We start from the raw sequence: 12,070 nt of genomic DNA on the forward strand, positions 1-12,070 counted from the left end.
CTTTGTATAAATACACATAAAAAACCTTTCTTTTTAGGTGGGAGAGAGGATCCGACCATGCATAGAAGCGGTTAGGGCCTATTTTCGCCCCGTGCCGAGTGAAAACAAAGGGAGAAAGTGAGGGTAGGTCAGCTTGAGTTTTCGTAGCAGTAATTCAGATGTGAAACCCGAAAAGTATGATTGGTGATGGAAGTGTGACTTTGTATAAATACACATAAAAAACCTTTCTTTTTAGGTGGGAGAGAGGATCCGACCATGCATAGAAGCGGTTAGGGCCTATTTTCGCCCCGTGCCATGTTAAAACAAAGGGAGAAAGTGAGAGCGGTTCACTTTTATTCTTCATAGCCGCGGTTTATATTTTGAAAAAACATAATGGAATTATACAGATACAGATCGGACAGGTTTATTTTTTCATTATGAAATATTTTGTATTTTAATAAAGAAGAGAATATGTGATGTTCAAAATGACATGATGGACGAACTATCGAATGAAGTAACGAGAGAAGTACATTGTCGCAAAGAAAATATAATCATTTGTAAAAAAAAGAATATGTTTATTATTGTTTCACTATGTTTATGTTATAATAAAAATAATATTTTTTGTTTTTTTGAATATGATAAGGGGATGATAATGTTTATGATGTCATTTCGTAATGAAAGGTTAAATGATTTAGCTTTTCCGATGCATACGGTTCGCTTAATTAGTAAAATCAACGAGTTTAAAGGGAAACAAGAATTATACAAACAACAATCTCCGCAAATTTTGAATACATTAAAAAACGTTGCAATTATTCAAAGTACGAAAGCGTCCAATAGTATTGAAGGTATTGTTATTACAAATCAGCGCTTAAAAGGATTAATGGAAAATAAAGTAGACCCAATGGATCGATCAGAAGGTGAAATTGCTGGATATCGTGATGTATTAGCTACGATTCATTCAGCATATGAAGCAATTCCGATCAATAGTAATGTAATTTTGCAGCTACATAGGGATTTATATAAATTTGTACCATTAGAAGGAGGGAAGTGGAAAAATACGGATAATGTAATTGAGGAAAAGCTACCAACAGGGGAGAGATTTATTCGTTTTCAGCCACTTTCTGCCTTTGAAACCCCAAGAGCGATGGAAGAGTTATGTGAGTACTATAACGAATGTGTTCGTAAAGAAGAAGTAGATCCACTTCTTTTAATCTCTGCATTTATTTTAGACTTTTTATGTATTCATCCATTTAATGATGGAAACGGGAGAATGGCCCGGTTATTAACATTGCTTTTATTGTATCGTGCTGGTTATGAGGTAGGAAGATTTATCAGCTTAGAAAAAATTGTAGAAGAAAGCAAAGATTCGTATTATGAAATGTTGCGCAAGTCATCGGCAAATTGGCATAGCGGTGATCATAATATTTTATTTTGGACAAATTACTGGCTTGGCACAATGATTGCGGCATATAAAGAATTAGAGAGTCGTGTTGGAACAATTGAAACGACAAGAGGAAACAAGAGTCAGCGTGTAGAAGAGTTTATTACACATCGACTTGGTTATTTTACAAAAGAAGATATTCGGAATGCTTGTCCAGATGTCGCAGAAGCAACAATTAACCGAGTACTAAAGTCTTTGCGAGATCAAAAGAAAATTGAGCCCGTTGGTAAAGGCAGAAATGCGAAGTGGATGAAAATATAATGAGGAAATGACGTTGAACAAAATTGCATTGCTGAGAATCTGTGATTTTTTGTTTTGCCTTCTTTTAAATTTGTGATATGATATAAATATGTTACCAGGTACTAATAACTGATTATATTAAATAGATTTAGGGGGATAAATAAATGAATCTTCTCAACTTACAAGGAAAAAATATTATTGTTATGGGTGTTGCGAACCAACGCAGCATTGCATGGGGGATTGCTCGTTCTCTACATAATGCAGGAGCAAACTTAATTTTCACTTATGCTGGTGAGCGTTTAGAGAAAAACGTACGTGACTTAGCGGAATCATTAGAAGGACAAAAATCACTTGTTTTACCATGTGATGTAACAAACGATGAAGATATCGCTCGTTGCTTTGAAACAATTAAAGAAGAAGTTGGTGTTGTACACGGCTTAGCACACTGCATCGCATTTGCAAACCGTGACGACTTAAAAGGTGAGTTTGTTGATACATCTCGTGACGGATTCTTACTTGCACAAAACATTAGCTCATTCTCATTAACAGCTGTTGCAAGAGCTGCAAAACCAGTAATGACAGAAGGCGGCAGCATTGTAACATTAACATACCTTGGCGGAGAACGCGTTGTATCAAACTACAACGTAATGGGTGTTGCAAAAGCATCACTAGACGCAAGTGTAAGATACTTAGCAAATGACTTAGGACAACACAACATTCGTGTAAACTCTGTATCAGCAGGACCAATTCGTACCCTATCAGCTAAAGGTGTTGGCGACTTCAACAGCATCTTAAAACAAATCGAAGAACGTGCACCACTTCGCCGTAACGTAACGCAAGAAGAAGTAGGGAATACAGCATTATTCTTATTCAGTGATTTAGCAACTGGAGTTACTGGTGAGAACATTCATGTGGATTCTGGTTATCATATTTTAGGGTAATACTCCTATATGAATAGTTAAAATGAGTAAAAAACCTCTTGGATCGTAAAAAATTATACGATTCAGGAGGTTTTTATTTTGTTTTTTTATCTTGATATACAAGCGAAAAAATATGAGTATAAGCCATGATATTGCTATAAACACTTGTGGGAAGAATCACGATGATAGAACATGAGAAAATAATTTCCTTGATTGGAAGAGAATATGGATTGAAAGATATAGTTCCTTTATTACCAAGCGGTTTTAGAGATTTAGTGAAAAGAAGAGCTTTTTCTATTTTGTGCATATCTCCTGATGAAAAAGAGTGGGAATACAATGAAGAACTAAGACGGTAAACAGAGCAGGAGATTTTTGAAAAAATACATAAAGGAGTGGAGAAAGCAAGAGCAATCTGTAGAATTACAACTCCTTCTGGTGCCCTTGGAACAGGCTTTTTAATTAATAATGGAATCATTATGACGAATCACCATATCATTGAAGATAAAAATATGGCTCAAGGTAGTTTTGTTGTATATTATTTGAGGAAGAAAAAGCATTAGATGAGACAACGGAACTCAATCAATAAGGTAGTAATGATGATTAAGTTTAATAATTTATAGTGGATAACTTTGACTCAGATCAATCGCAGAACTAGATCCTATATATTTACAGCTTCCTAACGAATAATAAACTGTCATATATTGTAACATATTCAAAGTTTTCATTGTTACAAAGTTCATCTACTGCTTTGATGACTCCTGGCTAATAATCAGCATAATCATGAAAAACGATTAATCCTCCCTTTACAACTCTTGAGGCATAATGAATAATGTCGTGCTTAACACCTGGATATTCATGGTCTCCGTCTATGAATATCGCAGCGATAGAATTAGGACAATTATCATAAGCTTCTGTACTATATTTTTTTATTGGAATAACAAATTTTTCAAGTCTATGATTCTTTACATTATCTTCAAAAAACTTATAGGGAGGAGATGCAATGAATGGATCAATCGCGTAGATTGGACGTTTCTTTATGCTCATTAAAGAACTTCCGAGAGCTAATGCAATTGTAATCTTTCCTTTATATGAACCGATTTCAACTATATCTCCAGACAGATGATCAACCATTGAAGGTAAATGTAATAATGCAAATTGTTCATTTTTAAACAGCTATCCCTCAATACTTTCTACAATTGATAGTAGTTCGTATATACTTTTCATAGTTTTCATATTAAAACGGTACCCCTTTCTCAATCTTATAATGCCACATATTATTTTTGTGCTTGAATGTAATGTTTAATATAGTTAACATTACAAATTCCTCAAATGGACTTATAGACGAAAAAATATATGAAATTTTACATTCATAAATATGATATTTAAAATACTTCTTTTTGCTACTATTAATTCGATTTTTTACTTAAGTAGTGCATTTTCCAAAGTTATTTCAAAAAGACATGCGAGTAGTGTAAGGAGAGAAAATTATTTTTACGATGATCTTCAACTTTTTAGTACCTCATAGAACAAAATTAGTATAATTTTATATGACATTTATAAGTGTCCACTCCAGAAATTTTACATATTATATAACTAATTAATTAAAGAGGTGATGGTGTGACTCATACAACACAAACAATTGAACAATTATTTAAAACCATTGTACCTTTAAAGTCTCAAGAGGATCAAAATAGAAATATGTCAGAACTGTTGGATATTCCAGATTACAGTAAATGTTTTTTGCAGGGGTTGAGAGATAAATACTCTAAAGTAGAGAGGGAAAGTGTTTCAATTGTGACTTGCACAAGAAAATCTCATTATATAGAAAATATATTCGAAAATTATCAAAATCAGATTTGGGAAAAAAAAGAACTTATTATCATTTTAAATAGTGATGATATGGATATTAACGAATGGGAAAAAAAGGCGTATGGCTATAAAAATGTTTTTATCTATCAATTACCGCAAGAGAAGTCTTTAGGCCACTGTTATAATTTTTCCATAGAAAAGGCCAATTATGACTTTATTGCAACATTTGACGATGATGATTACTATGCCCCTAATTATTTAACTGACCTAATGCATGCATTTCTATACACTGATGCGGATATAGTTGGGAAAAACACCTATTTTATATACCTAGAAGAAAAAGAGATTCTTGCACTTCGGAATCCTTCTGAAGAATATAAATACCTAGATGCGAGTTCATTTTTAGATGGAGGAAAAAAAATTGTAAAAAGGAAGGTTTTTGATCAAGTTCAGTATCGAGATGTTTCCAATTCTGAAGATGTATATTTTTGCCAGGATAGTATTCAAAAAGGTTTTAAAATATTTTCAGCAGATAAATATAATTTGGTTTATTTAAGAAGAACCAATAAAGATGACCATACATGGAAGGAACAAGATGATGCCATATTACAGTGGCGGTGTTCAGTTATTGCTCACACTGACCACTATAAAACAAGTATAACGATCTAAAAGTACGGATCGATAAGGGAAGGTACATTCAGGGGTATCTAACCAATAAATCAATCATATCACCAAATTGTTGGTGCATTCTCATTCTATACACGTCAGATTTATCCAGATAAGCGAGGGAATTATTATCTCCAATTCTTCTAAGAACCGTACGTGCAAGTTTCTCTGCATTCTATCAATTCTGTAGTTTCAAGCTTACAATATGTCCTTAGGGTAATCAGATTATTCAATATTATATTATATTGAATAATCTGACTATATTCTCATTAATGGCGTCTAAGTTTCACATCCCACAGATGTGATGGATCGTAAACTTTTCTTCTACTCGATTTCTACATGTATTTTTGAAATATTTGATAAAAAAATAACAAGATGTAACAAAAAAGACATGTTTAAATATATTAACTAATGTAATCAGAAATAGTTTGGTGTAGATAAATATCACATATAATTCTTTTATCATATTAGGAAATGAGGTGATCGAGTTTGATAAAAAAAGCTGTTATACCAGCTGCAGGGTATGGAACGAGAAGTCTTCCCATTACAAAGGTTATACCAAAAGAAATGTTTCCTATCTGCGGTTGTCCTGCAATCAATTATATTGTACAAGAAGCAATTGATGCTGGTATCGAGGAAATTCTCATTATTACATCTAAATCTAAAAATATGATTATGGATTATTTTGATCGTTCTATAGAACTAGAAGTGTTCTTAACAAAAAATAAAAAAGAGCACTTAATCTCTACAATTATCCCTCCAAACGTTCATGTTCAATATATACGTCAACCTTATGCAACTGGATTAGGAGCTGCAGTGCAGCTAGCAGAGCGATTTGTAAGTAATGAGCCTTTTGCTGTATTGCTTCCTGATCAAATTTTTATGAATGAAGAAAGGAGTATGCTAAGCGAACTAATAGAGATTTACGATAAATATCAAACAAACGTTATAGGTGTTAAAGAGATGAAACAAGATGATTTGAGATTATACGGAGTAATAAAAGGAACTCAGATAGAAAAAAATTTGTATAAGATGACCGATATAATTGAAAAACCTCAAAGTTCTCCTCCATCTAATCTTGCTGCTATAGGGCGCTATGTTTTTACCTCTGAAATATTCTTCTTTCTTAATCAAGTTATTCCTGGTGTAGGAAATGAAATTCAATTAACAGATGCAATGAAACAAATGCTTCTTACTAAAAATTATATGGCAAAAGTATTAGAGGAACACTGCTTCGATTTAGGAAAAGAGAGTGAATATATAGCACTTATAAATGAAGTGTTTAAAAAAAGAAATAGCTCCTTGTAATTTACAGGTTTTCTTTAAGGAGGAAAATATGAATATATTGGTTATTGGCACAGGATATGTAGGAACGACAACTGCACTTGTATTTGCTGAACAAGGTCATCAAGTGATGGGGCTAGACATAGATGAAAAGAAGATCAGTAGTTTAAAAGCTGGGAAACTTCCTTTTTTTGAAGACGGTTTAGAGGAATTGCTTTGTAAACAATTAAGCCAAAAGAATATTATTTTTACAACAAATATGGAAGAAGCAATTCAAAAAAATGAAATGATTTATATTTGTGTAGGTACACCATCAAATCAGGATGGAAGTGCAGACTTAACATATGTAGAACAAGTAGCGAGAGCGATTGGAACATATATGAATGAATATAAAGTTATCGTTACAAAAAGTACAGTACCTGTAGGAACAGCAGAAAAGGTCACAAACTGGATAATGGAATCGAAACAAGCATCATATGAATTTGATGTAGTCTCTAATCCAGAATTTTTACGAGAAGGATCAGCCCTTTATGATGCCTTGCATCCGGACAGAATTGTCGTAGGTGCTTCTAGTACTAAAGCGTTTGGGAAAATGAAGGAATTATTTCATAATGTGAAAGCTCCTTATATGGAAACGACACAAAGAGCAGCAGAGTTGATTAAATATGCGGCTAATTCATTTTTAGCATTAAAAATCTCTTATATGAATGAGTTAGCGAGACTGTGCGAGAAACTTGATGTAAATGTGAAAGATATTTCAAGAGGAATAGGATTAGATAAACGGATTGGAACGCGTTTTCTTGAGGCAGGTATTGGATATGGAGGATCATGTTTCCCAAAAGACACGAAATCGTTGTTAAATATTTCAAAACAAAATGCTAGCAATTTATCTATTTTAGAAAGCGTTGTGAAGGTTAATAAAACGCAACCTTTGTATGTTCTAAAAAAAATAAGAAAGCAGCTTGGAATTTTTCAAGGGAAAACGATTACAGTTCTTGGATTGTCTTTTAAACCTAATACGGATGATATAAGAGAATCTCCTTCTTTAACTATTATTAATTATTTAGTGAAGGAAGAGGCTAATGTTAGAGTACACGATCCTATCGCAACGATATCGTTACCAAATGTTTATCAGTTTCAGAGTGTAGAAGAGGCTAGTGCAGGTGCTGATGCAATTATCATTTGTACGAACTGGGCAGAATATAAATCATTACAATGGGACTTGATAAGAATGAAAATGAGAGTCCCGTTTATTTTCGATGGTCGGAACTGTTTGGATGCACAAAAAATGAAAAGGTTAGGATTTATGTATCAAGGTGTTGGCTATTGTTAAGTATTTCTAATAAAGAGCAAATTTATGAATTATTTGTCACATAATAAATAGAATATTGAATGAGTTGATAAACCTAATAGCCTTGAAATTGGTACTAGCTATTATTTGAGCGAAGATAATATAGTATGAAAGACGAAGAGATGAATGTCTATAAGGGGCGTATAAAAATGAGTGAAAGGTTAAGACTGCCAAGAGGGGTATATACAACTGTAGATGATTGGAGAAATTCAAATGGAAGAAAGGAGCAAAATAGCTATATCGATTTAGGAATGATGGATTATCTTTGCACCTCTCCACCGAAAACTATCTATAGTGAAGTGCATTTGAGATTTGGTGAAGAACTGCATCTATCTAAACCTGCGTTCTTAGTTGTATTAAACAATGCGAGGGTTTTTTATGAGAGTATCATAACAGAGGATAATCATCTATTATTTGAATTATCGCCTGAGGTTGGTAAAAAGCCTGAAGAACATTCTGTATTTGATAGGAGAAATCTGCCTAGATTGCAAAAACATCGAGGGAATATTGCAGTGTTAACATTTAATGCTAGTGCTACCTATTATCATTGGATGTTTGATATATTAGCTCGCTTATACCTACTTGAATTAGGAAACATTCAGTATGACAAAATTATTATGAGCAACCAACACAATTTGAAATTTCAGAAGGAAACCCTTGATTTATTCGAGATTGAATCAGATAGCATCTTAACTGTTCATGAAAATTTTCATTTAGAGGCTAGAAACGTAATTGTACCATCTTTAATAGGTTATACAGGAGCTATACCGAAATGGGCCTGCGATTATTTGCGGAATAAACTTCTTCGATATAGCAAGAAAATAACAGGCTATGAAAGAGTATTTGTAAGTAGGGAGAATGCGAGATGGCGTAAGTTATTAAATGAAGAACAAGTATTCGAAATGTTGAAAAAACACGGGTTTAAGAAAGTGGTTTTAGAAGAATTGTCAGTCTTGGAACAAATCAACCTTTTTGTATCAGCAGAAGTTATTATTGCCCCGCATGGAAGTGGTTTCGCCAATCTTGTTTTTTGCAATCCGAATACAAAAGTAATAGAATTGTTTTCTCCCAACTATGTGCATCCTATGTACTGGAGGTTAAGTAACTATATGAATTTAGATTATTATTATATTATTGGGAAGATGGAAAGTCAGCTTGATTATGTAGACTCTTGGATTGTGGAAGACGACATAGTTATAGATATACAGCAATTAAAAAATACCTTATTACTAGCTGATCTTATATAATATTTCTTCTTGGCGAGAATTTTCATGGTTTTTTTCCCTTGGATATTTGGAATCTCTCAAAAATTATCATTTAAGAAGAGCCTGATAGATGCCGTAGGATCATTTTATAAAGGATTTAAAGGGTGGGGACAGAGGATTGGGAGCTCAGTTATCGTCTTTACAAACATGGGGCGAAGATAATGGATGCTCCCAATGGATGTACCTATCATCAAGAACACCCGAAAAATATTGTGAATGATAGTAAGGAAGGATACTTAAACAATATAATGTTTTTTTAAAAGTATTATAGCTTTGATGTTGGTTGTGTCTATTCCTTGTGGTATCCTGGGGAAGATTCAGATTTAATTGAAACTTCCCTTACATTTTTTGAAGTGATTTTAGAGAATATTGCTGCTGAGATAGAGATTATACGGTTAATTGAATTATCTGGGATAGACGGAGATAAGGTAAGCTCTGCATTGTTTCAAAAAGAGGACTTGGATAAGACGGGATTTTATCCGTATTTAACTGATACGCTTATAAGTGAGGGGAATCATAATGCTTATTTCTGTTATTACAGCTGTTTATAACGATGAGGACTACCTTCAGGAATGTATAGACAGTATCTTAAATCAAACCTATAAAGATTTTGAATATATTATTGTAAATGATGGATCTACAGATAGCACGAGTCAAATACTTGATACGATTGCTGATCCTAGAGTAAGAGTTGTTCACCTAGAGAAAAATCAAGGGGTAAGTTTTGCACGGAATGTAGCCATCGGACTTGCCAAAGGAGATTGGATTGCAATTCAAGATGCTGATGACATAAGTTTACCTAATCGATTAGAAGAACAAATTAAGTATGTGAAAATGAACTCAGATATAGTTGCCGTTTTTTCAATGATTGAGTGCATTTCTGGAAACATACCAGTAGACGAGAACAACCTTAAAGAAATAGAACGATACCATAATGGAATTATTAGTAGCGAACAAATCATGAACGCACGATTTGAGGGCTGCCCAGTATGTGTTGGAACGGCTCTTGCTTCTAAAAAAGTACTTGTAGAATGTGGTGGGTATGATACTACTTTAGGGATTGGTGAAGATTATGATTTATTTGTAATGCGAATGTTTGAAGTTGGACAATTAGAAGTGGTGCCAAAAGTTTTATATCAACGAAGGATAGATCCGTATTCTGTTAGTCATACTGATATTTTAAAAACGCAAATTCAAGTAAATATTGTTTCGTTAAGAGGGATAAGGAAGATTTGTTATTCAATGCTGGAATATACGCCTGCTCTTATTGTTATTGGAACAAGCGATAGTTGTGAAAATTTCAAGGGGAATGTTGCTCCTTTTGTAGATTTTACCGTACGAGAATATTGTCAGAACGGGGCTGTATTTAAAAACATAAAACAGCTCTTTAATGAGAAGCAAATAGATGGAATAGTCATCCTAGATGGATATGATACTTACCATTTGCTAGCTAGTTTAACAAGGATTAGAGGTATAGAATTTAATAAAAATTTATTTGTATTATGGAACGAGGTGTAAATTTAAAGTATATAATCGTTCGATTTTTTTGAGATGATTAAACTAAAATATAGGCTAACAAAAAAGATTTTCTGGTTCATCACCAAAAGTCGGGGGTGACAAACTCAACGCCTCGTTTCCAAGCGAAGTCGCAGGAAGAAATGATTGTCATTTCCATAACTAAAACCACGTCTTTTGATGAGTTTAATTTTGTTATTTGTGCCTTCCATGATGCCGTTTGAAAGTGGTGAAAGAATCGTATCAAGTAATGCTTTTTCACGTGCAATCAAGGTTTTAGCAATTTTTGAAACAGCACCACAAACATGAAATTGATAACGTTTGAACCAGTCTTTTAATCGTTTTTTGGATTGTATCAGTGTTGTTGTATATGTTGTGAAGCTTGATAAAGATGCTTCACATGCCCATCCTTTTGGCACCATTGCACGACAAATTCTCTTTCTTCCTCGGTTAAATCGCTCGGACAACGTGCAAGGCAACTGTCGATAAAACGTACTTTGCGATGCTTTTTTGCTTCATTTAAATAACGTCTGCGTCTACGTAACGCTTCTGTGAAAAACTGAATTAAATGAAAGCGATCCAGTACGTGAACAGCCTTTTGGAAAACGGATTGAATCGCATTCGTCATGGCTGGCGCAAAATCACTAACCATCGATTTGATGTTTCCTGTTATCTTCGCTAAGACCGATGCAATCGCTACCTGATCACGGTGGGGGACGATCGTCAAAATACGTCCGGTTTCTGCATTTAGCACACTTGTCGCATAGGAATGTCCTTTACGTATCGCAAACTCATCTACGCAAAGGTGTTGCGCCTCTTCTTCAACAAGTTGTTCGGGCGCATAGAAATAAAACCAACGTTCTAACGTGGTATAAGGAATGTCGTATTCCCGTGCCACATCTGACAAGGTACGACCATGACAACGACGCACAATTTCACGGCGAAACGAAGCCGTGGAAGAACGAATTAACCCAAGTCCGTAATCATATGTAAACGTAAAGTTACAGCACGTGCAACACTGGCGAGGCACAACGAGTTCAATCCAAAGTGTGCCAATATGCCAAGCAAAGTCATGACGAAAACGACGAATCGTGGATTCATGACGATGTGTTTTTCCGAAACAAATCGGACAAATATAAGTTATCAACAGCATAATAAAAGGCGGGAGTTATGGACAATTATTTCTGGAGAAGGGTTATTTGTACTCAATGATAAGTTATTTCATGTGAAGCCAGACGATATATTAGAAATTCCGATAGGTGCAAAATACGGTATTAAGGCGTTTACAGATCTTGAACTTATCGAAGTTCAAGTCGGAAGTGAGCTAATCGAAGAGGATATCGTCAGAATATATATGACATGCGAAGAATTAGAGCAATATCTAGTTAAAATAAAACTTGAATAATTCGGCACTATTTGCGTTAAGTTGAACGGTGTCATACAATTTATTTCTTTCATGATATAAAATCTGAAAAGGATTTAAGGATAGATTGCTTTAAAGATTAGAATCTAATAGCGTATTCATGCAAAACGCAGGATAAAATGAGCATGAGAAGCCAAGGTTTGTTCTGCTGGAATTGATATAAAAAAAGAAATACGG

10 protein-coding genes and 2 pseudogenes are annotated in these 12,070 nt (G+C 34.0%); 9 read left to right on the forward strand and 3 right to left on the reverse strand.

Features of this window, described 5'->3' with window-relative positions:
* Window positions 1–631 precede the first annotated feature (631 nt).
* Window positions 632–1,681 (forward strand): Fic family protein, encoded by a 1,050-nt coding sequence (locus tag ACIQ7L_RS19710; RefSeq protein ID WP_400571116.1) that lies wholly within the window; start codon window positions 632–634, stop codon window positions 1,679–1,681.
* Between the two features lie 143 nt (window positions 1,682–1,824).
* Window positions 1,825–2,601 (forward strand): enoyl-ACP reductase FabI, encoded by a 777-nt coding sequence (gene fabI / locus ACIQ7L_RS19715; RefSeq protein WP_400571117.1) that lies wholly within the window; start codon window positions 1,825–1,827, stop codon window positions 2,599–2,601.
* A gap of 73 nt (window positions 2,602–2,674) precedes the next feature.
* Here the strand turns inward: fabI and ACIQ7L_RS19720 are convergent, their stop codons facing one another.
* Entirely contained in the window at window positions 2,675–3,055 is a 381-nt protein-coding gene (locus ACIQ7L_RS19720) for a hypothetical protein (protein ID WP_400571118.1), read from the reverse strand.
* 287 nt (window positions 3,056–3,342) lie between these two features.
* Complete coding sequence (locus ACIQ7L_RS19725) at window positions 3,343–3,711, reverse strand: class I SAM-dependent methyltransferase (protein WP_400571119.1); 369 nt, start codon at window positions 3,709–3,711, stop codon at window positions 3,343–3,345.
* Between the two features lie 486 nt (window positions 3,712–4,197).
* Between ACIQ7L_RS19725 and ACIQ7L_RS19730 the strand changes: the two genes are divergently transcribed.
* The 6 genes from ACIQ7L_RS19730 to ACIQ7L_RS19755 all read left to right on the forward strand — a co-directional run bounded on the left by ACIQ7L_RS19730 (window position 4,198) and on the right by ACIQ7L_RS19755 (window position 10,473).
* Window positions 4,198–5,058, forward strand: coding sequence for a glycosyltransferase family 2 protein (locus ACIQ7L_RS19730; protein ID WP_400571120.1), 861 nt, complete (start codon window positions 4,198–4,200; stop codon window positions 5,056–5,058).
* Window positions 5,059–5,544: 486 nt separating this feature from the next.
* Window positions 5,545–6,363 (forward strand): UTP--glucose-1-phosphate uridylyltransferase, encoded by an 819-nt coding sequence (locus ACIQ7L_RS19735; protein ID WP_400571121.1) that lies wholly within the window; start codon window positions 5,545–5,547, stop codon window positions 6,361–6,363.
* 28 nt (window positions 6,364–6,391) lie between these two features.
* Window positions 6,392–7,672 carry a UDP-glucose dehydrogenase family protein gene (locus ACIQ7L_RS19740; RefSeq protein ID WP_400571122.1) on the forward strand — a complete coding sequence of 427 codons (1,281 nt, stop codon included), beginning with the start codon at window positions 6,392–6,394 and terminating at the stop codon, window positions 7,670–7,672.
* 167 nt (window positions 7,673–7,839) lie between these two features.
* Window positions 7,840–8,937, forward strand: a complete 1,098-nt coding sequence (locus ACIQ7L_RS19745) for a glycosyltransferase family 61 protein (protein WP_400571123.1) — start codon at window positions 7,840–7,842, stop codon at window positions 8,935–8,937.
* 314 nt (window positions 8,938–9,251) lie between these two features.
* The gene (locus ACIQ7L_RS19750) at window positions 9,252–9,506 is read left to right on the forward strand and encodes a hypothetical protein (protein ID WP_400571124.1); all 255 of its coding nucleotides are present in this window, start codon (window positions 9,252–9,254) and stop codon (window positions 9,504–9,506) included.
* Window positions 9,475–10,473 carry a glycosyltransferase family 2 protein gene (locus ACIQ7L_RS19755; protein WP_400571125.1) on the forward strand — a complete coding sequence of 333 codons (999 nt, stop codon included), beginning with the start codon at window positions 9,475–9,477 and terminating at the stop codon, window positions 10,471–10,473. The genes ACIQ7L_RS19750 and ACIQ7L_RS19755 overlap by 32 nt, the downstream gene beginning before the upstream one ends.
* Window positions 10,474–10,577: 104 nt before the next feature.
* On the opposite strand, the pseudogene ACIQ7L_RS19760 reads toward ACIQ7L_RS19755, so the two are convergent.
* A pseudogene (locus ACIQ7L_RS19760) lies at window positions 10,578–11,623 on the reverse strand (ISL3 family transposase).
* On the opposite strand from ACIQ7L_RS19760, the pseudogene ACIQ7L_RS19765 reads away from it, so the two are divergent.
* Window positions 11,600–11,875, forward strand: a pseudogene (locus ACIQ7L_RS19765) (cupin domain-containing protein); the annotation flags it as partial. The pseudogenes ACIQ7L_RS19760 and ACIQ7L_RS19765 sit on opposite strands and share 24 nt — an antisense overlap.
* Between the last annotated feature and the right edge of the window lie 195 nt (window positions 11,876–12,070).

This window comes from Bacillus sp. NPDC094106 (assembly GCF_044764345.1).
Taxonomy (GTDB): domain Bacteria; phylum Bacillota; class Bacilli; order Bacillales; family Bacillaceae_G; genus Bacillus_A.